The sequence below is a fragment of the Agrobacterium sp. 22-221-1 genome, from assembly GCF_053522445.1.
Genome location: NZ_JBNWCL010000007.1, coordinates 268,767 through 291,428 on the forward strand (window position 1 = coordinate 268,767; position 22,662 = coordinate 291,428).

Annotated in this window: 20 protein-coding genes and 1 other RNA gene; 13 read left to right on the forward strand and 8 right to left on the reverse strand. The window is 59.5% G+C overall.

Translation table 11 applies throughout. The features are described 5' to 3' along the window. Positions 1 to 109: 109 nt before the first annotated feature. Both rpmF and polA read right to left on the reverse strand, forming a co-directional pair. The gene (rpmF, locus tag ACQZ5N_RS13620) at positions 110 to 295 is read right to left on the reverse strand and encodes a 50S ribosomal protein L32 (RefSeq protein ID WP_003507205.1); all 186 of its coding nucleotides are present in this window, start codon (positions 293 to 295) and stop codon (positions 110 to 112) included. Positions 296 to 561: 266 nt separating this feature from the next. Further along, positions 562 to 3,561 (reverse strand): DNA polymerase I, encoded by a 3,000-nt coding sequence (gene polA, locus ACQZ5N_RS13625; protein ID WP_448733168.1) that lies wholly within the window; start codon positions 3,559 to 3,561, stop codon positions 562 to 564. Positions 3,562 to 3,976: 415 nt separating this feature from the next. Between polA and ACQZ5N_RS13630 the strand changes: the two genes are divergently transcribed. Then, entirely contained in the window at positions 3,977 to 4,411 is a 435-nt protein-coding gene (locus tag ACQZ5N_RS13630; RefSeq protein ID WP_035259662.1) for a MarR family winged helix-turn-helix transcriptional regulator, read from the forward strand. 166 nt (positions 4,412 to 4,577) lie between these two features. Further along, positions 4,578 to 5,969, forward strand: a complete 1,392-nt coding sequence (locus tag ACQZ5N_RS13635) for a dipeptidase (protein ID WP_448733169.1) — start codon at positions 4,578 to 4,580, stop codon at positions 5,967 to 5,969. Between the two features lie 402 nt (positions 5,970 to 6,371). On the opposite strand, the gene ACQZ5N_RS13640 is transcribed toward ACQZ5N_RS13635, so the two are convergent. Beyond that, positions 6,372 to 6,581, reverse strand: a complete 210-nt coding sequence (locus ACQZ5N_RS13640; RefSeq protein ID WP_003492998.1) for a cold-shock protein — start codon at positions 6,579 to 6,581, stop codon at positions 6,372 to 6,374. A gap of 470 nt (positions 6,582 to 7,051) precedes the next feature. Between ACQZ5N_RS13640 and ACQZ5N_RS13645 the strand changes: the two genes are divergently transcribed. The 3 genes from ACQZ5N_RS13645 (at position 7,052) to ACQZ5N_RS13655 (ending at position 10,970) form a co-directional block, all read left to right on the forward strand. Then, positions 7,052 to 7,510 (forward strand): YbaK/EbsC family protein, encoded by a 459-nt coding sequence (locus tag ACQZ5N_RS13645; RefSeq protein ID WP_003524322.1) that lies wholly within the window; start codon positions 7,052 to 7,054, stop codon positions 7,508 to 7,510. Positions 7,511 to 7,656: 146 nt separating this feature from the next. Beyond that, positions 7,657 to 9,951, forward strand: coding sequence for a transglycosylase domain-containing protein (locus tag ACQZ5N_RS13650; RefSeq protein ID WP_448733170.1), 2,295 nt, complete (start codon positions 7,657 to 7,659; stop codon positions 9,949 to 9,951). A gap of 290 nt (positions 9,952 to 10,241) precedes the next feature. After that, positions 10,242 to 10,970 (forward strand): sugar transferase, encoded by a 729-nt coding sequence (locus ACQZ5N_RS13655; RefSeq protein WP_003524319.1) that lies wholly within the window; start codon positions 10,242 to 10,244, stop codon positions 10,968 to 10,970. A gap of 96 nt (positions 10,971 to 11,066) precedes the next feature. Here the strand turns inward: ACQZ5N_RS13655 and ACQZ5N_RS13660 are convergent, their stop codons facing one another. Next, positions 11,067 to 11,642 carry a c-type cytochrome gene (locus ACQZ5N_RS13660; protein ID WP_059758943.1) on the reverse strand — a complete coding sequence of 192 codons (576 nt, stop codon included), beginning with the start codon at positions 11,640 to 11,642 and terminating at the stop codon, positions 11,067 to 11,069. A 149-nt stretch (positions 11,643 to 11,791) separates the two neighbouring features. Here ACQZ5N_RS13660 and ACQZ5N_RS13665 point away from each other — a divergent pair, with 149 nt between their 5' ends. Both ACQZ5N_RS13665 and ACQZ5N_RS13670 read left to right on the forward strand, forming a co-directional pair. Next, positions 11,792 to 12,547, forward strand: a complete 756-nt coding sequence (locus ACQZ5N_RS13665; protein ID WP_448733171.1) for a 3-deoxy-manno-octulosonate cytidylyltransferase — start codon at positions 11,792 to 11,794, stop codon at positions 12,545 to 12,547. 11 nt (positions 12,548 to 12,558) lie between these two features. Then, positions 12,559 to 13,422 (forward strand): prephenate dehydratase, encoded by an 864-nt coding sequence (locus ACQZ5N_RS13670; RefSeq protein ID WP_003524315.1) that lies wholly within the window; start codon positions 12,559 to 12,561, stop codon positions 13,420 to 13,422. A gap of 15 nt (positions 13,423 to 13,437) precedes the next feature. Here the strand turns inward: ACQZ5N_RS13670 and nudC are convergent, their stop codons facing one another. Further along, a complete protein-coding gene (gene nudC, locus ACQZ5N_RS13675; protein ID WP_080852882.1) occupies positions 13,438 to 14,400 on the reverse strand; it encodes an NAD(+) diphosphatase in 963 nt (320 codons plus the stop codon). Beyond that, the gene (locus ACQZ5N_RS13680) at positions 14,400 to 14,828 is read right to left on the reverse strand and encodes an HIT domain-containing protein (protein ID WP_065654787.1); all 429 of its coding nucleotides are present in this window, start codon (positions 14,826 to 14,828) and stop codon (positions 14,400 to 14,402) included. The genes nudC and ACQZ5N_RS13680 overlap by 1 nt, the downstream gene beginning before the upstream one ends. Before the next feature lie 65 nt (positions 14,829 to 14,893). On the opposite strand from ACQZ5N_RS13680, the gene ffs reads away from it, so the two are divergent. From ffs to ACQZ5N_RS13695, 3 genes are all read left to right on the forward strand, one after another. After that, an RNA gene (ffs, locus tag ACQZ5N_RS13685) (signal recognition particle sRNA small type) lies at positions 14,894 to 14,990 on the forward strand. Between the two features lie 78 nt (positions 14,991 to 15,068). Next, positions 15,069 to 16,943 carry a DNA polymerase III subunit gamma/tau gene (locus tag ACQZ5N_RS13690; protein ID WP_448733172.1) on the forward strand — a complete coding sequence of 625 codons (1,875 nt, stop codon included), beginning with the start codon at positions 15,069 to 15,071 and terminating at the stop codon, positions 16,941 to 16,943. Positions 16,944 to 16,967: 24 nt separating this feature from the next. Then, positions 16,968 to 17,291, forward strand: coding sequence for a YbaB/EbfC family nucleoid-associated protein (locus ACQZ5N_RS13695; protein ID WP_003507179.1), 324 nt, complete (start codon positions 16,968 to 16,970; stop codon positions 17,289 to 17,291). A gap of 57 nt (positions 17,292 to 17,348) precedes the next feature. Here ACQZ5N_RS13695 and ACQZ5N_RS13700 read toward each other — a convergent pair whose 3' ends face one another. Then, a complete protein-coding gene (locus ACQZ5N_RS13700; protein ID WP_448733173.1) occupies positions 17,349 to 17,984 on the reverse strand; it encodes an MOSC domain-containing protein in 636 nt (211 codons plus the stop codon). A 37-nt stretch (positions 17,985 to 18,021) separates the two neighbouring features. Here ACQZ5N_RS13700 and recR point away from each other — a divergent pair, with 37 nt between their 5' ends. Next, the gene (gene recR, locus ACQZ5N_RS13705; protein WP_003524309.1) at positions 18,022 to 18,627 is read left to right on the forward strand and encodes a recombination mediator RecR; all 606 of its coding nucleotides are present in this window, start codon (positions 18,022 to 18,024) and stop codon (positions 18,625 to 18,627) included. A 38-nt stretch (positions 18,628 to 18,665) separates the two neighbouring features. Further along, positions 18,666 to 19,931, forward strand: coding sequence for a lytic murein transglycosylase (locus ACQZ5N_RS13710; RefSeq protein ID WP_448733174.1), 1,266 nt, complete (start codon positions 18,666 to 18,668; stop codon positions 19,929 to 19,931). Positions 19,932 to 20,095: 164 nt separating this feature from the next. Here the strand turns inward: ACQZ5N_RS13710 and ACQZ5N_RS13715 are convergent, their stop codons facing one another. After that, positions 20,096 to 21,724, reverse strand: a complete 1,629-nt coding sequence (locus tag ACQZ5N_RS13715; protein ID WP_003524308.1) for an MFS transporter — start codon at positions 21,722 to 21,724, stop codon at positions 20,096 to 20,098. A 286-nt stretch (positions 21,725 to 22,010) separates the two neighbouring features. On the opposite strand from ACQZ5N_RS13715, the gene rimP reads away from it, so the two are divergent. Further along, positions 22,011 to 22,607, forward strand: coding sequence for a ribosome maturation factor RimP (gene rimP, locus ACQZ5N_RS13720; protein WP_059758925.1), 597 nt, complete (start codon positions 22,011 to 22,013; stop codon positions 22,605 to 22,607). Positions 22,608 to 22,662: the final 55 nt, after the last annotated feature.

A 22,662-nucleotide genomic window follows, 5' to 3' on the forward strand; every position in this document is an offset into this window, starting at 1 on the left:
AGGAGGAGTGGCCGAATTTTCCAAGTGAGCGGAAAAGGCAGGTGGACGGTCCTGAAAACAAAAAACCGGCCACAAGGACCGGTTTTTGCAAAGATGATTTCAGAAAAGCTTATGCGCTTTCCTTCGGCGTCAGAACCTGACGGCCGCGATACATACCGGTCTTCAGATCGATATGGTGCGGACGGCGCAGTTCGCCGGAGTTCTTGTCTTCAACATAGGTCGCAGACTTGAGACCGTCAGCCGAGCGGCGCATACCGCGCTTGGACGGGCTTGTTTTTCTTTTTGGTACAGCCATTTTTGTTACTCCACTTAAGCGGCGAAACAACGGAACCGGCCAGAACCAAAGGCCGAATGTCGGATGTCTCGATATCGGAAATTTGGCGCGCTTATACATGCCCAAACGGGCTTTGACCAGCCCTGACGCACATTTTTTCCGATTCAACGGAATCAGCGCGGCAAGCGATCCTCAGGCATCACAAATCACGGCTCACGTTTTATCGAAAACGACATGCCCCTTGAAGTGGTCCATGTCCCGGAATCCACAGAAAGCCGATTCTCCAGTCAATGCGCCTCATCCCAATTGTCGGCCGCACGTGCATCCACCTTGAGCGGCACCTTCATAGAAATCGCCGGCATGGCCGCATTTTCCATGACAGAGACGACGACCGGCAGGGTCTTTTCGATTTCCGCTTCCTCGACTTCGAAGATGAGTTCGTCGTGCACCTGCAAAAGCATGCGGGCGGAAAGCTTTTCCGCCTCCAGCGCAGGCTCGATACGAACCATGGCGCGGCGGATGATATCGGCGGCGGAGCCCTGGATCGGCGCGTTGATGGCCGCGCGTTCGTTGAAGGCTTTTACCGAAGGGTTGGAAGAGCGGATTTCCGGATAATGGGCACGGCGGCCGAAAATCGTTTCGACATAGCCGTTTTCGCGGGCGAAGGCTTTGGTTGCCTCCATGTAGTCGCGAATGCCGGGAAAACGCTCGAAATATTTCTTGATATAGTCGCCGGCTTCGGAGCGGGCGATGCCGAGCTGGTTGGCGAGGCCAAAGGCGGAAATGCCGTAGATGATACCGAAGTTGATGGCCTTCGCGCGGCGGCGCACTTCCGACGGCATGCCTTCCACCGGCACACCGAACATTTCCGATGCCGTCATGGCGTGAATGTCGATGCCGTTTTCAAAGGCGTTGCGGAGCTGCGGAATATCGGCGACATGGGCCAGCACGCGCAGCTCGATCTGGCTGTAGTCGGCCGACAGAAGCTTGTGACCGGGTGTGGAGATGAAAGCCGTGCGGATCTTGCGGCCTTCGGCGGTGCGAACCGGAATGTTCTGAAGGTTCGGCTCCGAAGAGGACAGACGCCCCGTGGTGGTGGAGGCGAGCGCATAGGACGTATGCACCCGTTTCGTTTCGGGATGGATATATCCCGGCAGCGCATCCGTATAGGTCGATTTCAGCTTCGTCAGCTGCCGCCAGTCGACGATCTTGCGCGGCAGTTCGGCGCCTTCCGCCGCGAGATCTTCGAGAACCTGCGCCGATGTCGACCATTGCCCGGTCTTGGTTTTGGAACCGCCCGGCAGGCCCATCTTGCCAAACAGAATATCGCCGAGCTGCTTTGGCGAGCCGATGTTGAAACGCTCGCCCGCCAGCTCGTAGATTTCCTCTTCGAAGGACGCGGCCTTCTGGGCGAGTTCGCCGGAAAGACGCGAGAGAATCTGCCGGTCGACGGTGATGCCGCGCTCTTCCATATGCGCCAGAACCGGCACGAGGGGACGCTCCAGCCGCTCATAAACCTTGGTCAGCCGTTCCGAGACAAGCCTCGGCTTCAGCGCCATCCAGAGCCGCAGGGTGACATCTGCATCTTCCGCAGCATAGGCGGTTGCCTTGTCGATATCGACAAAATCGAAGGTGACGCTCGACTTGCCCGATCCCGCCACGTCCTTATAGGCGATCGGCGTGTGGCCGAGCCAGCGTTCGGACAGGGAATCCATGCCATGCGTGGCCTTGCCGGCCTCGAGGACATAAGAAATCAGCATCGTGTCGTCGAAGCTCTGCATGACGACGCCGTGGCGTTTCATTAGCAGATAGTCATATTTCAGGTTCTGCGCGACCTTCAGAACGGCCTCATCCTCGAGCAGGTCCTTCAGACGCTCCAGTGCCTCGGCAAATGGCACCTGCCCTTCGGCCAGTTTGATGCCATCGCTGAAGAGATCGCCGCCGGAACCGGTCTTGTGCGTCAAAGGAACATAAGCGGCCCGGATATCGGTGCCCGTGGCATCCTTGCCGTTGTCGGCAATGGCCAGAGAAAAACCGACAAGTTCCGCCTGCATCGGGTCGAGCGAGGTCGTTTCCGTATCGAAGGCGACGACGCCTGTCTCACGGGCCGCCGCGATCCAGCGGTCGAGCGCCGCAAGGTCCCTGATCGTCAGATAGGCGGTCGTATCGATCTTGGCGGCGGAAAAAAGCGCCTGTCGCGCTGTGGCGAGATCAGCGGGCGCGCTGCCCTCCCCCGTTACTTTCCTTGCCGGAGCGGCAGGCGAAGCCGAAGCGCCAGCGGCGTCAGCGGCCACTTCGCCAGCGTTCACGGCAGCGGCAGGCGCATCGAGATCGGGACCATGGGCATCGGCACCCCATTGTACCGGCACATTGGCAGGGTCGATGGCGGAAGCGTCGGTTTCGGTCGCCTCGGCCACCCGGCGTGTCAGCGTCGTGAACTCCATCGCCTTCAGGAAGGCGATCAGTTTCGGGCCATTTTGCGGTTCGAGCACCAGCGCTTCGAGAGACTGATCCAGCGGCACATCGGTTCTGAGTGCCACAAGCTGCCTGGAAAGGCGGGCAAGCTCCGCATTGGCGATGATATTTTCCCGGCGCTTCTGCTGCTTGATTTCGCCCGCCCGCGCCAGCAACGTATCGAGATCGCCGTATTCCTCCAGCAATTGCGCCGCCGTCTTGGGCCCGATACCCGGAATGCCCGGAACATTATCGGTAGAATCGCCGGTCATCGCCTGCAGGTCGATCATCTTTTCAGGGCCTACGCCCCACTTTTCGACAACGTCCGGAATGCCGATCTGCTTGTCCTTCATGGCGTCGTACATGTGTACATTGGCCGTGACGAGCTGCATCAGATCCTTGTCGGAGGAGATGATCGTAACATCGGCGCCGATCGCCTCGGCCTGCCGGGCATAGGTGGCGATGATATCGTCCGCCTCGAAGCCTTCGGTCTCGATGCAGGGAAGGTTGAAGGCGCGCGTCGCCTCACGGATCAGGCCGAATTGCGGCACCAGATCTTCCGGCGGCGCGGTGCGGTTGGCCTTGTAGAGATCATAAAGTTCGTTGCGGAAAGTCTTCGAGGAATAGTCGAAAATTACCGCAAAATGGGTCGGCGTCACGCCGACATCGGTATTGCGCGCATCCTTCAGCAGCTTCCACAACATGTTGCAGAAACCGGAGACGGCGTTGACCGGCAGCCCGTCCGACTTGCGGTTCAGCGGCGGGATTGCATGGAAGGCCCGGAAAATGAAACCGGAACCGTCAACGAGGAAGAGATGATCGCCTTTTTTCATGGGTAGCATGGATAGCGCGGGGCCGTTTTGACGTCTACCGAAACTTCGCACAACGCACCGTAAAGAGCAGGGAATGAGGCGGCAGCACAGGCCTGCAAAATTCACCTGAACGTTACCGATTTGTAATCCGCCCTTCCCTTGAAAAGCCGCATTTGCAGACACATTTCATAAGGGACGGCGCCTGATCACGCCGTAGTCTGATAGCTGGCTCGTCCCCCGCCGCGTCAGACCGGACAAAGGCCTTTCCCCCTCTCCGGGCCTTTGTCCTCCAATATGACCGCCATGGCCGACCCCTCCCGGCCATGGCGGTTTTATTTTATGCGCCGTTTCGTACTGGCATAAACATATCATGCGATATATATCGCGCTATCGAATTGCCGGGCTGAGCCGGCCGTGATGCTTTATGGGCGGAAAAATGGGTTTTTCCCGGGACGAATCGGCAATCTATCTCGCTTCGAAAATGGCGCGGGAATTCACCATGGCGCTGCAGAAAAGAGCCGCCGCCCTGGGTTTCTCGCCCGGGCAATTCCCCATCCTCATCGAGCTCTGGCATGAGGACGGCCTGACCCAGCGGCAATTGCTCGATAGAATCGATGTCGAACAGGCGACGCTCGCCAATACGCTCTCGCGCATGGAACGCGACGGGCTGATCGTCCGCAAATCCCATCCAAGCGACCGCCGCGCCCAGATCATCGAACTGACCCAGCGCGGCAGGGATTTGGAAGCCAACGCCATTGCCGCCTCCGAAGCCACCGAAGATGCGCTGCTCAAGGATTTCCGGCGTTTCGAGAGACAGCTTTTGCTGGAATATATGCGCCGGGCGATCGAAAGCGCCAAAAAAGCGAAATAGCATTTACAGCCCGAAACCGCTTCGCACTTTCCCTGAACTGCTCTATCGTTCCGGCGGCCGCACGTTTGCCGATTCACGACGCGCCGGCCCCCTTGTTTCCCGCGATGCGCGATGCCCGGATGTTTCGTCTTATCGCCGGGGCACGACAGACATGACAGGATCAGCGATGACAGACGTTTCCCCCATTCTTTCCACCGCCGACGATAATCTCACCTCCAGCCTCGAGCGCCTGTTCGAGCTCGTACGTATTCCGTCGATTTCGACGGACCCCGCTTACAAGGCGGAATGCCGCAAGGCGGCGGAATGGCTGGTCAGAACGCTTTCAGCGCTCGGTTTTACGGCCTCCGTGCGCGATACGGCCGGCCACCCCATGGTCGTGGCGCATCACGATGCGGCCACCAAGGACGCGCCGCATGTGCTTTTCTACGGTCATTATGACGTCCAGCCGGTCGATCCGCTCGAGCTCTGGGAAAACGATCCGTTCGAACCCGCCGTCAAGGATATCGGCGCCGGCCGACAGGTGATTACCGGACGCGGAACGGCAGACGACAAGGGCCAGCTGATGACCTTCGTGGAGGCCTGCCGGGCGTACAAGGCTGTCAATGGCGGCCTGCCGGTGCGCGTCACCATTCTTTTTGAAGGCGAAGAAGAATCCGGCTCGCCGTCGCTGAAGCCTTTCCTAGAAGCTAATGCGGAAGAACTGAAGGCCGATTATGCGCTGGTCTGCGATACCGGCATGTGGGACCGGGATACGCCCGCCATTGCCGCAGCCCTTCGCGGCCTGGTCGGCGAAGAGGTCGTCATCACGGCAGCCGACCGCGATCTGCATTCCGGTCTGTTCGGTGGGGCGGCGGCAAACCCCATCCACATCCTCACCGATATTCTCGCCGGCCTGCATGACGAGACCGGCCGGGTAACTCTTTCAGGCTTTTATGACGGCGTGGAAGAAACCCCAGCCAACATCAAGGCCTCCTGGGAGACGCTGGGCCGCACGGCCGAAGCCTTCCTCGGCGAAGTCGGCCTTTCGGTTCCCTCGGGTGAAAAGGGTCGCTCCGTGCTGGAGCAGACCTGGGCGCGGCCGACGGCGGAAGTCAACGGTATTATCGGCGGCTATACCGGCGATGGTTTCAAGACCGTGATCGCCGCCAAGGCTTCCGCCAAGGTGTCCTTCCGCCTCGTCGGCGAGCAGGACCCTGCGGCTATTCGTGAAAGCTTCCGGGCCTATGTGCGCTCGAAGATTCCCGCCGATTGCTCCGTGGAGTTCTACGAACATGGCGGTTCACCCGCCATCCAGCTGTCTTACGACTCGCCCGTGCTCACCAAAGCCAAAAACGCGCTTTCGGAAGAGTGGCCGAAACCTGCCGTCGTCATCGGCATGGGTGGCTCGATCCCGATCGTCGGCGATTTCCAGAAGATGCTGGGAATGGATTCGCTGCTTGTCGGCTTCGGACTTACCGATGACCGTATTCATTCGCCGAATGAAAAATACGACCTGCAGTCCTTCCACAAGGGCATTCGCTCCTGGGTCCGTATTCTCGACGCGCTCGCGGCGAAATAATCCAGAAAAAGGAGGAGGCGCCGAATATTCGGCACCTCCTCGGCACATAAAACAAAAAGGCCGGGCAAGCCCGACCTTTCCATCCGTTTTCCGTCAATGCCAGTACATCCGTGGTCAAAGCGTTTAAACGGCCTGATGCTCCAGAGCGCGTCAAGGATATCGACGCTGCTTTCCGGCTCAGGATCGGCTGCTTTGGTTAATCTTTGGTTAACACAACAGCAGCGGCACTTTTAAAAGCGCCATTCCCGGCAGTTCCGGTCCGGAGCACTGTTGAACCCTATATTGGTATGTGACCTGGCTTTTTCAAGGGCAACCGGTCCAGCCCCTTCCTGCAAAAGAAAAAGGCCGGAAAAATCCGGCCTTTCCATTCATGCGAATGACCCTTTCGGGCCAAAGCGCTTATCAGGCAGCAACGAGGTTGCCTGCGGACATCTTGCCCGAGCGACGATCCTGCATCAGCTCGTAGGAGAGCTTCTGGCCGTCGTTGAGGGCGGTCAGACCAGCGCGCTCAACAGCGGAGATGTGAACGAATACGTCCTGCGAACCGTCGTCAGGCTGAATGAAGCCGTAGCCCTTGGTTGCGTTGAACCACTTTACTGTACCAGTCGCCATAACGATTTCCTTCCGTTGGCAATTGTATTTGCACTGCGAGCAGTGCGGACTTGGGTCGAATTTGAAGGAAAAGATCGTCGTGAGCGCCTAAAAAGACGCCGAAGCTCTGGTCGTCAAACAAATATCGATGGCGAAGTACCTAGGTTGGAAGGGGCTGAAAGTCAAGTTTCTTTGAACACGACCATCTGGTCAGGGTTCAGCAGGGAGCCAGACAACAGGAACGCCAAAAAGCAAAAACCCGGCGCGGGAGGAGGTGCGCCGGGTTCTTGAAACTGACTGACAATTGGGAGGAGGAGTATTGTCAGTCCAATCGGGCGACGCTGGGAGGAGGAGTGCGTCGCTTCGATGATTTGAAGATACAGGATCGCCGCTTAAAAAACAGACGTTTCATCGCAGCGCAGCATTGCGCATAATGCATAGCTGTTTCGAGGTGACTTGAAGCTTCTCCGCGTAACGCCTAATAAATACGCATGTCTATTGAATCCGTCAGAGCCTTTTTCACCGAAAAGTCGCCCGAGGTTGCCGTGATCGAAACGGAAACGAGTTCGGCGACGGTTGCGTTGGCCGCTGAAGCGCATGGTGTCGACCCCGACCAGATTGCGAAAACCATTTGCCTGAAGGCGGGTGAAACCATTCTTCTCGTCGTCGCTGCCGGCACAAAGCGGCTCGACAACCGCAAATTCCGCGATCATTTCGGCGCAAAGCCGCGCATGCTCGGACCGGAAGAGGTGGTTGCGGTGACCAGCCACCCCATAGGCGGCGTGTGCCCTTTCGGCCTGCCCTCCCCGCTTCCGGTATTTTGCGACGTCTCGCTGAAAAACTATCATGAGGTGGTTCCCGCGGCCGGCGCCACCAATGCGGCGGTGAAGATTTCGCCGGAGGTGATGGCCGAGCTAACGGATGCGGAATGGGTCGACGTCTGCCAATGACGCCGATTTGATCCGGCGAGGACTTAACCCCGCCTTAAATTGCCGCATTTAAACTCTTCATCCTGGATTAAGGATCGCGCAGGCATAGAAGCCTGAAACCCAAACGGGATGCGCGCGGTTTCGCGAATAGGAGCGACTTCGGCTGGATGGCAGGCAAGGGTAAATCACGCGAACGGGTAGAACCCTCCTTCGGGGATTTCCATGAATCCGGTGATGACCTGCGCCTCGACGCCAGCGAGCGCATCAGCGGAACCACAAAGCAGCAAGCCAGAAAACCGAAGCCGACATCCGGCCGCACCAAATCCAGGAAAAAAGAAAAGCGCACCCGCAGCTCCGGCCGCGGCGCGACGGGCTTCATTCGCTCCCTCGTCTATTGGTGCATCGTACTCGGCATCTGGGGCGGCATCGGTGTTGCCGGTCTTGTTCTCTATTACGGCGCACGCATGCCGAGCGCCAGCAGCTGGTCCATTCCCGAACGCCCGCCGAATGTGAAGATCGTTTCGGTGAATGGCAGCGTGCTGGCCAATCGCGGCACCACCGGCGGCGAGGCGCTCGCGCTGGAAGATATGTCGCCCTATATTCCGCAGGCCGTCATGGCCATTGAGGACCGGCGGTTTTATTCGCATTTCGGGGTCGATCCGCTCGGTCTCGGACGCGCCATCGTCACGAATGTTCTGACGGGACGAACCGTGCAGGGCGGCTCGACGCTGACGCAGCAGCTCGCGAAAAACCTGTTCCTCTCGCCGGATCGCACGCTGGAACGCAAGGTTCAGGAAGTGCTGTTGTCCTTCTGGCTGGAGCATGAGTTCACCAAGGACCAGATTCTCGCGATGTATCTCAATCGCGTCTATTTCGGCTCCAATGCCTATGGCGTCGAGGCGGCCTCGCGGCGCTACTTCAACAAATCCGCGCGCGACGTCAATCTGGGCGAGGCGGCCATGCTGGCCGGGCTTCTTAAAGCGCCCTCGCGCCTTTCGCCGGCGCGCGATCCGCAGGCGGCGGAAGAACGGGCACAGGTAGTGCTGCAATCCATGCGCGATGTCGGCTTCATCACCGACGATGAAATCAAGACCGCCATGTCGCAGCCGCCGACCAAGGCGAAACGTTTCTGGTCCGGCGCCGAGCATTATGCCGCCGATATGGTGCTGGAGGAAGTGCGCAACCTCGTCGGCGAGGTCAAGCAGGACATTGTCGTCGATACGACCATCGACCCCAATCTCGAGCGCGACGCCGAAAAGGCGCTGACCCACGTGCTGCAGGGTGACGGCAAGAAGCAGGGCGCTTCGCAGGCGGCGCTGGTTTCCATCGATGGCACGGGCGCGATCCGGGCCGTGGTGGGCGGGGCGGATTATGCCGAAAGCCAGTTCAACCGCGCCGCCAAGGCAAAACGGCAACCCGGCTCCGCATTCAAGCCCTTCGTTTACGTCGCCGCACTCGAATCCGGGCTCACTCCCTATACCGTTCGTAACGACGCGCCTGTTCGTATCGGCAACTGGACCCCGGAAAATTACGAGAAGAAATATCGAGGCGAAGTGACGCTCGCCACCGCGCTCGCCAATTCGCTGAACACCATTGCCGCGCAGCTGGTGATGGAAGTGGGTCCCGATCGTGTGACCCAGGTGGCGCATCGCATGGGCATCGAATCCGAACTGCAGAACAATGCCTCCATCGCGCTCGGCACCTCGGAAGTATCGCTGATGGAGCTGACGGCCTCCTACGCCCCCTTCATGAATGGCGGCTACAAGGCGACGCCGCATATCGTCAAACGCATCACCGATGCGGATGGCAAGGTGCTTTACGAAAACAAATACGACAACCCGCCGCGCGTCCTTAGCGAAGAGATCGCCGCGACCATGAACAGCATGCTGTCGCGCGTCATTACCGAAGGTACCGGCAAGGCGGCACGGCTGCAGGGCTGGCAGGCGGCAGGAAAATCCGGCACGACGCAATCGTTCCGCGACGCTCTTTTTGTCGGCTACACAAGCAACCTGACCACCGGCGTGTGGTTCGGCAATGACGACGGCACATCGATGAAGAAGGTCACCGGTGGCGGGCTTCCCGCAAAGGCCTGGAAAGATTTCATGACCGCCGCCCATTCGGGGCTTTCGCCCTCGCCGCTCTTCGGGCTTGGCGCAGGCGGCGTGCCACCGCTTGGGGAAATGCAGCAGCCGGCGCCGGAAAGCGCGCCCTCCTCCATCGGCGACATCATTTCCAATGCGCTCGGTGGCGGAACGGTGGATACGCGCGCCTATCCCGAAGCCCCGGTTGCGCCGAATCCGAATCAGCCCGGTGCACCGATGCCGCCGGCAAATATCCCTTCCCGCGATATCGAACCCGGCTATTCAGCCGGCAACGGGCCTGTACCACCCGCCGATATCGGCGGTCAGGCGCCATCCGGACCGAAGCAGACGACCCTGCTCGATATTCTGATGGGAAACTGACGGCTTAGAGTGGCCGAAAGGCGCTTGTCTCAGGGCCGATGGCGATTTCGCCAGCGCTGCACGAAAATTCCCGATTTTGCAGGTTTTGGTTCCATGGGACAGGCCGTCTCCGCAGCCACGAGCGGAGAGGACGCCGACCCTGCAACATCCGCGTGCAGTCGCATTAACCGTAGATTGCCATTTGCGCCGGGGCGGTTACATTTCGGATGACTTTTTACGGTAAATGAATTATTAATCGTTCATATAAATTAATTTTCTTCTATCAAAATAACTTTTCAGGGCTTTATATTATGCTGGGTACTAAAGGCTCATCGCATGCCGTTTTTTACGGTGCCTCCTATTCCGCAGCCACCACTTTCGAATCGCCGGAAACGCAACCTTCCTCTTCGGAAAAAACCGTCTCCGCATTCCTGCGCGGCCAGTTCGCGCTCAAAAGAACGATTGACATCGCAGGGGCGTCCATCGCCCTTGTCGCACTCGCGCCGGTGCTGCTCACCGTGGCAGTGATGGTCAAACTCGACAGCAAGGGACCGGTCCTGTTTTCACAGGTCCGCTGGGGCATGAACGGGCGGAAAATCCGTGTCTATAAATTCCGCTCCATGAGGACCGATCTTTGCGACGCCACCGGCGTGGCGCAGACGGTGAAGAACGACCCCAGAATAACCCGGATCGGCGCGGTTCTTCGCCGCACGAATATCGACGAACTGCCGCAGCTTCTGAATGTGCTGAAAGGCGATATGTCGCTGGTCGGGCCGCGCTGCCATGCCATCGGCATGCTGGCGGCCGGCCGTCTTTATGAGGAGCTGGTACCGCACTACCATATGCGGCACCGGGTGCGGCCGGGCATTACCGGCCTTGCCCAGATGCGGGGGTTGCGCGGCCCGACGGATCGCAGCGACAAGGCGCGCGCCCGAATCGTCTCCGATCTTTATTACGTCGACAATTTTTCGCTCTGGCTGGATATCAAGATCATGGTCGGAACGGTGATTTCCGAATTGCGCGGCGGCAAGGGGTTCTGATTTTTCAGGCGCCATTGCCGCAGCCGCAATCCGGCGCTGCAAAAATAAAAAGCCCGGCAGCGATGCCGGGCTTTTTTCATGAAACCATCGTAACGATCAGTTTGTCGGCGCGGGAGCCGCAGCGGGATCCGGAAGCGGTGCCGGGTTTGCCGACAGCGTCCGCAGATAAGCGATGAGATCGGCGCGTTCCGTCTCCTTCTTCACGCCCGCAAAGCCCATGGCCGTGCCGGGAACGTGTTTCTTGGGAGCTTCCAGGAAGAAGCTGAGATGATCGTAATCCCAATGCACGGAACCGCCCTTGGAGAAATCCTTCATCCCTGCGGAGTAGCTGAAACCTTCATGGCTGGCGATCGGCCGGTTGACGATATCGAAGAGATTGGGGCCGACCTTGTTTGCACCACCACTCTCTCCGGTATGACAGCTCGTACACTTCTTGAAGACCGTCTCGCCCTTGGCGGCATCGGCGCTCGCAAGCAATTGCGCGATCGGCGTCGCCGCGGCAGCGGCTTCTCCGCCGGCTGCTTCGCCGCCACCCTCTGCCGCAGCAATGGCGTAACCTTCCTTTTCGGGCGCGGGCGCATGGAAAATGCCCTCAGACGCAATCGACACCGACATCAGGACGAAAACCGTGCCAAGCAACGCCCCAACGCCCATATTTACATAAGAATTCATCTATATGCGCTCCCTCGCATCCGCTTGATATAACGGGCATCTTGAAATTGCTCGAAAGCTATGGCTTTTGCACAGCCTGCGCAACTTGAATAATGCTCCCCACACCGTGACGTTTTGACACTTTTCGGGCGGGATTTGAAGGGTGTTGGATGAAGAATCGGGATTTCGAGAAAGCTGTCGTCCTCATACCGGCGCGGATGGCATCCACGCGCCTGCCGGGCAAGCCGCTCGCCGACATCGGCGGCAAGCCGATGATCGTGCAGGTGGCGCTGCGCGCACGCGAGGCCGGCGCGGAGCGAATCGTTGTGGCCGTCGATGACGAACAGGTGTTTTCGGCCGTCAAAAATGCCGGTTTCGACGTGATGATGACGCGCGACGACCACCAATCCGGCTCGGACCGCATTTTCGAAGCGCTGCAGAAAGCCGATCCTTATGGCAAGGCGGAATATGTCATCAATGTCCAGGGCGATCTTCCGACCATCGAAGCGGAGACGATCCGCGCTTCGTTGCGTCCACTGGAAAATGCCGCCGTCGATATTGCGACACTGACGGTCGAAATCACCGAAGAGGAAGAAAAAACCAATCCGAACGTGGTGAAAGTGGTGGGCAGCCCGCTTTCCGATTCGCGATTGCGCGCGCTTTATTTTACCCGCACCACCGCCCCTTATGGCGATGGCCCGCTTTATCATCACATCGGACTTTATACCTATCGCCGCGCAGCACTCGAGACATTCGTGAGCCTGCCGCCCTCGCCGCTGGAAAAACGCGAGCGGCTGGAACAGCTGCGCGCGCTGGAAGCGGGGATGCGCATCGACGCCGAAATCGTCAGTTCCGTGCCGCTCGGCGTCGACACGCCGCACGATCTGGAAAAAGCCCGCAAAATTCTCGCAAGCAGAACCCTCTAACGGACAGTCCCATGACCTTGAGCACAAATCGCATTGCCTTCCAGGGCGAATTCGGCGCGAATTCCGATATGGCCTGCCGCGACATGTTCCCGGATATGGAGCCTTTGCCGTGCCCGACATTCGAGGATGCCTTCAACGCCATTGAAAATGGCGAAGCCGATCTCGGCATGATCCCGATTGAAAACACGCTGGCCGGCCGCGTTGCGGATATTCATCACCTGCTGCCGGAATCGCGCCTGCACATCATCGGCGAATATTTCATGCCAATCCGCTTCCAGTTGATGGTGATGCCGGGCGTGAAGAAGGATGAAATCCGCACCGTCCACAGCCACATTCACGCGCTTGGCCAGTGCCGGAAAATCATCCGTTCGAACGGCTGGAAGCCCGTCATCGCCGGCGATACGGCGGGCTCCGCAAGGCTCGTTTCAGAAAAGGGCGACCGCAGCATGGCGGCTCTCGCGCCGCGCCTTGCCGCCAATCTCTACGGCCTCGATATTCTCGCTGAAAACGTCGAGGATTCGGAAAACAACGTCACGCGTTTCGTTGTGCTTTCCCGCGATGAAAACTGGGCCAAGCGTCAGTCGAGCGACGAAATCGTCGTCACCACCTTTGTCTTCAACGTCCGCAATATTCCGGCCGCGCTCTACAAAGCCATGGGCGGTTTCGCGACGAACGGCATCAACATGACGAAGCTCGAAAGCTACCAGCTCGGCGGCAAATTCGTGGCGACGCAGTTTTATGCCGATATTGAAGGCCACCCCGATGACGAACCGGTGCGGCATGCGCTGGACGAGTTGCGCTTCTTCTCCGAAAAAGTCCGCATTCTCGGCGTCTATAAGGGCCATGCGATGCGCGGCAAGCTCAACCAGGGTTGAGCCTGCCGAACGCGATTATTTCGTCCATTCCACCCAATCGCGCATCAGCCGATGCGCGATGGCGCCACCGGGAGGCGCGGAAAAGCCCTCACCCGTCGCCGTTTCCAGCATCTTGGCGACTTCCGCCCGTGTGAACCAGCGGCAATCCTCCAGTTCGATCTCATCGCGGGCAATATCGAAAGACAGTGCCTCGGCATAACAGCCGATCATCAGCGTATGCGGCATCGGCCAGGGCTGCGACGCGTGATAACGCACGCGGCCGATCTCGACGCCGGATTCCTCATGCGTTTCACGGCGGACGGCCTGCTCGATGGTTTCGCCCGGCTCCACAAAACCGGCAAGGCACGAATACATGCCCGGTGCAAAATGCGCACCGCGGCCAAGCAGGCAAAGATCACGCTCGATATCGATCGTCATCATGATCACGACGGGATCGGTGCGGGGAAAAATCGTGTGGTTGCAGGCGGCGCAGATACGCTTGTAGCCGCCGATACGAAGCTCCATGGTGCCGCCGCACTTTCCACAAAACCGATTGTCGGCGTTCCAGTGGGTGAGGCTGACGGCCTGGGCAACCTCGCTCAACAATTCCTCATCGAGAAGATGGTCGCGATAAAGCGTACGGGCGTCGGCGAGCTTGTAGTGGCTCGCGAGCTGATCCTCGGCCACGGCAACCGGCACCGCAATTCTCGGCTCGCCGGTTTCGCGATATCCGAGCAGCACGGCATTGTCGAAATCCGGCTGCAGTTCTGCCAGCTCATAGGCGGAAAACAGGGGGTCGATGACCTGCTCGTCATGCTTCAGGACAAGCCGGTTGCCCGAGAAAGCGAAAATATGGGTGCCATCGATCTTCAGCGCATCGGCAACGCACTCTTCCGACCGTTTTTCGGCAAAACGGTCGAGGGCGTTCTTGGAAAAGGCTGTCAGCAGGCTTGCTTCGGGATGGGGGGCAGTGGTTTCAAAAATTTTCATGGAAATCATCAGAGCGCGCCGGAGATTTTTTTCATCAAACTTTCCTTTTCGCCCGCGGCATAGGGCACAGGCGTTCCGTGACCCCAGATGGGACCCGGCCAGCAGGTGTCGCCTTCATTGCGAGCGATTATATGGACATGAAGCTGCCGGACGATATTGCCCAAAGCACCGACATTGATCTTGGTGGCTCCGGTGATTTCTTTCAAGGCAGACGCGACGAGATTGGTCTCGAATGTCAGCACGGCCTGATCAAGCGGGGTGAGATCGAATAGTTCACTGACGCCGTCTCGCTGCGGCACCAGCACCAGCCAAGGCCAGCGGTTGTCGTTTTGCAAACGCAGTTCACATAGTCCCAAACGCGTCACAAGCACGCTGTCGCGCGCCAGTCTGTCGTCCAGCCGGAATGTCTCCAAGGTGTCCTCCATGTTTGTTTTCATTGTGATAGCAGTTTTTTGAAGGCTTGGCTTGCATTTGCTTTCGATATTGCCGATATGTGGCCCCGGGAGGTTGGTGGTGGACGAGCCACTCGCCAACCGGGTCAGGTCCGGAAGGAAGCAGCCCTAACGAGCCCGGCACGGGTCGCCGTGCCAGCCTCCCACCTTTTTAAAAGACGTGCTCAGCTTTCGCCGGGCCAGTTCAGCGCCCCAAGACAACTGGCAAAACAAACTGGCGAGGCAATGAGCGACACCGTACCCACCACATCAAGCGAATCCCAGGTCGGGACCGGCTACCGGGTACTGGCGCGCAAATATCGCCCCAAGGATTTTTCCGATCTGATGGTCGGCCAGGAGCCGATGGTCCGTACGCTGACCAACGCGTTCGAGACCGGGCGTATCGCGCAGGCCTATATGCTGACCGGCGTTCGCGGTGTGGGAAAGACGACCACAGCCCGCATTCTCGCCCGCGCGCTGAATTACAAGACCGACACCATCGACAAGCCGACCATCGATCTGCGCATTCCCGGCGAACATTGCCAGGCGATCATGGAAGGCCGGCATGTCGACGTGATCGAGATGGACGCCGCCTCCCATACCGGTATCGACGATATTCGCGAGATCATCGAACAGGTGCGTTATCGCCCGGTTTCGGCACGCTACAAGGTCTATATCATCGACGAAGTGCACATGCTCTCGACGCAGGCTTTCAACGGTCTTTTGAAGACCTTGGAAGAGCCGCCGGAACATGTGAAATTCATCTTCGCGACCACCGAAATCCGCAAGGTTCCGATCACCGTTCTGTCTCGTTGCCAGCGCTTCGATCTGCGTCGCATCAGCGCCGCCGATCTGGTCGGCCTGTTCACCGCCATTGCCGGCAAGGAAGGTTTCGAAGCGGATCCGCAGGCGCTTTCGATGATCGCCCGCGCAGCCGAAGGTTCTGCGCGTGACGGCCTTTCCCTGCTCGATCAGGCGATTGCTCATGGTGGAGGCCGCGTTGAAGCCGAGGCCGTGCGCGGCATGCTGGGCCTTGCCGACCGTGCACGCATCGTCGATCTCTTTCAGCATGTCGTCAAAGGCGATGTCGCGGCCGCCCTTTCGGAATTCAACGGGCAATATGAGGCGGGTGCAAACCCTGTCGTGGTGCTCAACGACCTTGCCGATTTCACCCATCTCGTCACCCGCATGAAATATGTGCCTGACGCGGCGGAAGACCCCTCGCTTTCCGAGATCGAGCGCGTGCGCGGCGCGGAATTTGCCGAGACGATTGCGGTAACCGCACTCTCGCGCATCTGGCAGATGCTGCTGAAAGGCATTCCGGAAACGGAAAATGCCTCGCGTCCGGCGGGTGCGGCCGAAATGGTGCTGATCCGGCTTTCGCACGCCGCCAATCTGCCCGCACCTGAAGATGCCGCGCGGCGCTTGGCGGAGCTTTCGAACGGTGACGGCGGTTACGCCAATGGCGGACCTTCGGGCGGCGGCAATGGCGGCGGTGCCCGCGCCTATTCGTCAGGACAGGCCGTGGCTGCGGGAAGACCTGTCGATCTTCCCGCCCAGCGCCAGACGACACCGCAGACCTCCGCCGTGCTGCGCGCGGTTCCGGACAGCCGCCCGCAGGAGATGCAGGTCGCGGCACCGAAAACCGAAGAGCGGCCGGAGCCGAAGGTTCCCGTTAATTCGGTGCAGGATATTGCAGATCTCTGCCAGAAGAACCGCGATCCCGTCATGCGGGCGAAGGTGCGCAACTTTGTGCGGCTGGTGCGGCTGGAGCCCGGCCGGCTTGATATGCGCCTCGGCGAAGGCGCGCCCGGATCGCTTCCCGGCGAGCTTGGCGTCAAGCTCAAGGAATGGACCGGTATCCACTGGATCGTCAGCCTCAGCAAGGAACAGGGCGAGCCGACCCTTGTTGAAGCGGAAGGCAATGCCCGGGATGCCCGTCTTGTCGATGCGCGTCAGGATCCTGACGTTGCCGCCATTCTGGCGCAGTTTCCCGGCGCAAAAATCACCGACGTGCGCATCCGCGCCGCCGCACAGGATGAGGCGGAAGAAATCGCACCGCCATCGGTTGCCGAATCGAGCGAAGGCGACATCCTTCCCGGCGACGACATAGAGTTTTAAACAAAAAGAACAGGAGATTGGCACATGCGTGACATCATGGGCATGATGGGCAAGGTCAAGGAAATGCAGTCCAAGATGGAGAAGGTGCAGGAAGAAATCGCCGCCCTTGAAGTCGAAGGCAGGGCTGGCGGCGGCCTCGTGACCGTCATTCTCAACGGCAAGGGCGAAATGCGCGGCCTGAAAATCGATCCTTCGCTGTTCAAGGAAGACGAGGTGGAAATCCTCGAAGACCTGATCGTGGCGGCCCACAAGGACGCCAAGGAAAAGGGCGAAGCGCAGGCGCAGGAAAAGATGGCGGGCCTGACCGCCGGTCTGCCGCTGCCGCCCGGCATGAAATTCCCGTTCTGATATAATCTGACCGAAGAGGATGGCGTGATGCACGCCGTCCTCGCGTCTAGAAAGGGTCTAGGCTTCCAGCATCGCGCGAAACCGGCTTGCAAGCGGCGTTTCGAGATAGGCCGCGCGTTCAGCCATGTCGAGCTGCATGGGACGGAAGCGCTGTAGAATAGTCGGTATCGGCAGTTTCGTTCCCTGATAGGGTGCGAAGGCGATATCCTCCCCGGCGGCGAGCATTCCGCCTTTTAGCACCCGGCAATAAAAACCCGGCTGACCCGCCTGCCGGAAGCGCGGTGCGAAATCGGGATCGCCGATGCGGGCTGACAAAGTGGCGCAGGGAATGCGGGCAGCGGTCACCTCCAGCACAACTTCGCTGGCCGAAAACCTGTCACCCACATGGAGTTTTGCGCTGTCGACACCATCCAGAACAAGGTTTTCGCCGAAAAACCCGGCTTCGACGACAAAGCCCAGAGAGCGCGACCAGAAATCGAGATCGACGGACCCCATGACGTAAATCGCCTGATCCGGCCCGCCGTGATGTTTGCGATTGCAGACAGCGTCGCTGACGATACCTTCGGCATCCACCATGACCGGGCCCTGCACGGCATGTTTGAAGATTCCCGTCTTCGCCGTCTTTCCCGGCAGGCTTTTTGCCTCGCCCCGGCATACCGCCCTGATTTTCATGGACTGCCCTTTGCGCTTCATGATTCCCGTTTCCCGATTTATGCAGTAGAAAGCGCTCATGGCAAAACGAGTCACCGGTCCCGAAATTGAAAAACTGATCCAGCTTCTGGCAAAAGTGCCGGGGCTTGGGCCCCGTTCGGCGCGGCGGGCGGCGTTGCATCTCATCAAGAAGAAGGAACAGCTTCTCGGGCCGCTGGGCCATGCGATGGGCGAGGCCTATGACAAGGTGAAGATCTGCTCCTGCTGCGGCAATGTCGATACGATCGATCCCTGCACCGTCTGCACCGACGACCGGCGCGACCAGTCGGTCATCATCGTGGTGGAGGACGTGTCGGATCTCTGGGCGCTGGAACGGACGGGCGCGATGAACACCGCCTATCACGTGCTGGGCGGCACGCTTTCGCCGCTCGACGGCGTCGGGCCGGAGGATTTGAATATCAAGGGCCTGATCGACCGTGTCAGCGCCGGCGGCATTCGCGAACTTATCATCGCCGTCAATGCGACGGTGGAGGGGCAGGCAACCGCCCACTACATCACCGACCGCCTTTCCGGTCTCGACATCAAGATCACCCGGCTTGCGCATGGCGTGCCGGTGGGCGGTGAGCTCGATTATCTCGACGAAGGCACGTTAACGGCGGCGCTTCGGGCGCGCACGACGATCTGAAGTCACCCTCCCTCCCCGTTATTCAAAGAGGAGACCGAATGCGAAACCATTTTGCCCCGAAGGCACTGGCTGCACTTCTTTCCGTTTTTTCAGCAACGGCGGCCTTGGCGCAATCGGCACCGACAGGAGCAGCGGCAGCCCGATATGACGCTGAATTTAATGCCTGGCTGAAAAAGGAAATCTGGCCGGAAGCCCGCAAGGCCGGCATTTCGCAAAAGACGCTTGAAGTCACCCTCAGCGGTCTCTCCATCAACTGGAACCTGCCCGATCTCGTCATTCCCGGCCAGAAGCCACCGAAGGAACAAAGCCAGAGTCAGGCGGAATTTTCCTCGCCGGGCGCCTATTTCTCCGAAAAGCGGCTGCAGGGGCTTGCCGGCACCGGTCGTTCGCTTGCAGCCACCCATGCGGCGACGCTGCGCAGGATCGAGGCGAAATACGGTGTGCCCGGTGATATCGTCGTTGCGATATGGGGCCGCGAATCCGGTTTCGGCCGGGCAAAACTGCCGCATTCCGTGGTCGATGTGCTGGCCACAAAAGCCTATATGTCCACCCGCAAGGAGATGTTCCGCACCGAGCTGATCGACGCGCTGAAGATAGTCGAAAGCGGCGATATCGCTGCATCGCGCATGATGGGCTCCTGGGCCGGCGCGCTCGGCCAGCCGCAATTCATGCCGTCGAGCTATTTGAAATATGCCGTGGATTTCGATGGCGACGGCCATCGCGATATCTGGAATTCCGTACCGGATGCACTGGCATCCATAGCGAACTATCTTTCTCAGCGCGGCTGGCAGCGCAATCGCGACTGGGGTTTCGAAGTCTCGATCCCCGCCAATGTTTCCTGCGCGCAGGAAGGCCCCGACCTTGCCCGGCCGGTGGCCGACTGGGCGAAGATGGGCATCACCCGCATTTCCGGAAAAGCCTTCCCATCCAATGACCTATCCGCCGATGGCATGATGCTGGTGCCGGCCGGACGGCACGGGCCGGAATTCGTGGTGACGCCGAATTTCTACGTCATCAAGGAATATAACAATTCCGATCTCTATGCGCTGTTCATCGGCAATCTCGCCGACCGCATCACCCATGGGGCCGGCCCGTTCAAGGGTGAATGGGGCAATGTCGGATCGATGCTGCGCTCGGATGTTCTCACCATGCAGAAGGCACTGGTGGCCAAGGGTTACGATGTCGGCAAGGCGGACGGGTTGGCGGGCTTCAAGACGCGCCGCTCACTCGGCGACTGGCAGGCGAAAAACGGTCTTGCGCCTACATGTTTTCCGGATGCGACGCTGAAGACGAAGCTGAAGTAGCGGTTGCTGGCAACGTGTGAAAACCTCTCCTCCGTCATGCTCGGGCCTGTCCCGAGCATCTGCAACCGATTGATTTAACGATAGGTGTTTGGATCCTCGGGACAGGCCCGAGGATGACGGGGAGTGTGTGGGAAGGGCATCGCCACTCACTTAACCATCGCCTCTCAATGCTGATCGGTGTGGGGTTTATGAAAAATATCGTCGGTCGGCGGAATGGTCTGCCGCTCGATCATCCGGTGCACGCGCGGCCGTGTCTTGCCGCGGTGAAGCTCGAGCAGCCGGTCCCAGGCCTCCGCATCCGCCTGGGTGCGGCGGTGGTTATGGCGGACATATTCCACCCAGGTCGGCACATGGTAGCTTTCGGTCCAGATGTCGGGGTTCTCCAGATCGCGCATCAGGTTCCAGTTGCGGGCACCATCCCGGATGCGGATACGGCGGCGCTCGGCCATCAGCGGCAGGAACTCGCCGAGATCCTCGTCGTGGATTTCATAGTCGATGAGGATAGCGATGGGGCCGCTGCGCGGCTTGATATCCAGCCTCAGCGGCGGTTCCACGAAACGGTTGAGCGGATCGAGATTGAGCGAAGCGAAGGCTGGCATGGCGAGCTTGAGGCCGACGACGACGCCAAGCAGCATCAGCGCGCACGAACAGAGCAGCGAATAGGAAATGCCGTAATCTTCCGCCAGCTCGCCCCACAGCCAGCTACCGACCGCAATGCCGCCGAAGGTGAGCGTCTGGTAGAGCGAGAGCGCCCGGCCAACCACCCAGCGCGGGGTGGAGAGCTGGACGATGGTGTTGAAGAGCGACAGCGCCAGAACCCAGCAGGCGCCGGCAACGGTCAGCACCAGCGACGTGACGATCGCACTCGTGCTCACCGCCGTTACGCCAGCGCTGAAGGCGAAGCCCAGAAATGCGACGCGCACGATCCATTCGCTGGACAGCACCTCGCGCAATCTGGCGCTGATCAGGGCACCGCCAATGGCGCCGACGCCGAAGGCACCCAGCATGACGCCGTAGGTCAGAGGGCCGCCTTCGACCAGATCGCGGGCGACGATGGGCATTAAAGCGAGGATGGCGCTGGCGGAAAGGCCGAAAAGGAAGCCGCGCACCAGCACCTTGCCGATGTTGGGCGACATTGCCACATAACGCATGCCGGCCGAAATGGCGGCCAGAAGCTGCTCGCGCGGCAGGGTCGAGGCATATTTGGGCGGCTGCCAGCGAAACAGGGCGTAGATCAGCGTGAAATAGCTCAGCGCATTCACGAAAAACGCGGCAGCGGCACCGGCGGCAGCAACGATGATGCCGCCGATGGCCGGGCCGACGCTGCGGGTGATGTTGAAGCCGACGCTGTTCAGCGTCACGGCGGCGGGCAAATCCTCGCGCGGCACCATTTCGCCGACGGAGGCCTGCCAGGACGGGTTGTTGAGCGCCGTGCCGCAACCGATCATGAAGGTGAAGAAGAGCAGAAGCCACGGCGTGAGCCAGCCGGACCAGGCAAAAACCGTCAGCAGCACGGAGGCCGTCAGCATCAAAAGCTGCGCCGAAATCATGATGCGGCGGCGGTCGAAACTATCGGCCAGCGCGCCTGAAATCAGCGAGAACAGCATGATCGGCAAAGAGGTGGAGGCCTGCACCAGCGCGATCATGTTTTCCGAACTTGAGAGCGACGTCATCATCCATGCGGCGCCCACCGCCTGGATCAATCCGCCGAAATTCGAGGCAAGGCTGGCGATCCAGATTCGTCTGTAAGTCAAATGCCTTAAAGGCGCGAGTGGCGATTTACGGTCAGGCACGCTCTGTCCACTTGATGCAACTGCGATTTGTCAAACGGCAACTATAGACAGTGCCGGCAATCATGCCAGCCTTTCCGACATGGTAAGGGTGAAAATGTGGCCGAGCCGTCACTGAAACGCAGACGGCCGCGAAAACCTTGCAATCCTGCCCCGATGGGTCTATATGAGCCCTGAAATTCTTGATCGCTTGATGAAGAGTGGGGCCGCAAGGCTCCGCTCTTTTTCGTTAGGCGAACCGGAAACCACGGGCAGAAGGCCCGGTGAACATCAAAGACCGGAAGGCCAGATGGCAGACACCGCACATGAACCGCGACTGATAACCGAAACGGGCATCGACCAGCGTATTGCCGAGATCATCGAGCCTGTTTTGACGGGCATGGGATATCTTCTGGTGCGCGTGCGGCTCTCCAACCAGAACGGCATGACGCTTCAGATCATGGCCGAGCGCGAAGACGGCACCATGACCGTCGAGGACTGCGAAGCCGTCTCCATGGCGATTTCACCGGTTCTTGATGTGGAAGATCCGGTCGATAAAGCGTATCATCTCGAAGTTTCCTCGCCCGGCATCGACCGGCCGATGGTTCGCAAATCGGATTTCACCCGCTGGCAGGGTCATCTGGTGAAGGTCGAAACCTCCATTCTGGTCGAGAACCGCAAGCGGTTTCGCGGCAAGATCGTCGAGGTCAATGCGGACGGCTTCAAGCTGGAACGCGACCAGATCGCCTATGGCGAGGAACCGACAGTCATCATTCCGTTCAGCGCGCTTTCGGATGCAAAGCTCATTCTGACGGACGATCTTATTCGTGATGCGCTGCGGGCAGACAAGGCGGCCAAGGCCGCCGCCGCAAACCAGAACGACGAAAACGAAGCAGACGAAGACTAATTCCAACGTAAAGCCCGGAAACAAGGGCGAACCCCGCAATCATGCGACTTACGGA

What these genes read in the sequence shown, in the direction of transcription:
- rpmF (WP_003507205.1), bottom strand. Translation starts at nt 295, where the DNA reads ATGGCTGTACCAAAAAGAAAAACAAGCCCGTCCAAGCGCGGTATGCGC.
- polA (WP_448733168.1), bottom strand. Translation starts at nt 3,561, where the DNA reads ATGAAAAAAGGCGATCATCTCTTCCTCGTTGACGGTTCCGGTTTCATT.
- ACQZ5N_RS13630 (WP_035259662.1), top strand. Translation starts at nt 3,977, where the DNA reads ATGGGTTTTTCCCGGGACGAATCGGCAATCTATCTCGCTTCGAAAATG.
- ACQZ5N_RS13635 (WP_448733169.1), top strand. Translation starts at nt 4,578, where the DNA reads ATGACAGACGTTTCCCCCATTCTTTCCACCGCCGACGATAATCTCACC.
- ACQZ5N_RS13640 (WP_003492998.1), bottom strand. Translation starts at nt 6,581, where the DNA reads ATGGCGACTGGTACAGTAAAGTGGTTCAACGCAACCAAGGGCTACGGC.
- ACQZ5N_RS13645 (WP_003524322.1), top strand. Translation starts at nt 7,052, where the DNA reads ATGTCTATTGAATCCGTCAGAGCCTTTTTCACCGAAAAGTCGCCCGAG.
- ACQZ5N_RS13650 (WP_448733170.1), top strand. Translation starts at nt 7,657, where the DNA reads ATGGCAGGCAAGGGTAAATCACGCGAACGGGTAGAACCCTCCTTCGGG.
- ACQZ5N_RS13655 (WP_003524319.1), top strand. Translation starts at nt 10,242, where the DNA reads ATGCTGGGTACTAAAGGCTCATCGCATGCCGTTTTTTACGGTGCCTCC.
- ACQZ5N_RS13660 (WP_059758943.1), bottom strand. Translation starts at nt 11,642, where the DNA reads ATGAATTCTTATGTAAATATGGGCGTTGGGGCGTTGCTTGGCACGGTT.
- ACQZ5N_RS13665 (WP_448733171.1), top strand. Translation starts at nt 11,792, where the DNA reads ATGAAGAATCGGGATTTCGAGAAAGCTGTCGTCCTCATACCGGCGCGG.
- ACQZ5N_RS13670 (WP_003524315.1), top strand. Translation starts at nt 12,559, where the DNA reads ATGACCTTGAGCACAAATCGCATTGCCTTCCAGGGCGAATTCGGCGCG.
- nudC (WP_080852882.1), bottom strand. Translation starts at nt 14,400, where the DNA reads ATGATTTCCATGAAAATTTTTGAAACCACTGCCCCCCATCCCGAAGCA.
- ACQZ5N_RS13680 (WP_065654787.1), bottom strand. Translation starts at nt 14,828, where the DNA reads ATGAAAACAAACATGGAGGACACCTTGGAGACATTCCGGCTGGACGAC.
- ACQZ5N_RS13690 (WP_448733172.1), top strand. Translation starts at nt 15,069, where the DNA reads ATGAGCGACACCGTACCCACCACATCAAGCGAATCCCAGGTCGGGACC.
- ACQZ5N_RS13695 (WP_003507179.1), top strand. Translation starts at nt 16,968, where the DNA reads ATGCGTGACATCATGGGCATGATGGGCAAGGTCAAGGAAATGCAGTCC.
- ACQZ5N_RS13700 (WP_448733173.1), bottom strand. Translation starts at nt 17,984, where the DNA reads ATGAAGCGCAAAGGGCAGTCCATGAAAATCAGGGCGGTATGCCGGGGC.
- recR (WP_003524309.1), top strand. Translation starts at nt 18,022, where the DNA reads ATGGCAAAACGAGTCACCGGTCCCGAAATTGAAAAACTGATCCAGCTT.
- ACQZ5N_RS13710 (WP_448733174.1), top strand. Translation starts at nt 18,666, where the DNA reads ATGCGAAACCATTTTGCCCCGAAGGCACTGGCTGCACTTCTTTCCGTT.
- rimP (WP_059758925.1), top strand. Translation starts at nt 22,011, where the DNA reads ATGGCAGACACCGCACATGAACCGCGACTGATAACCGAAACGGGCATC.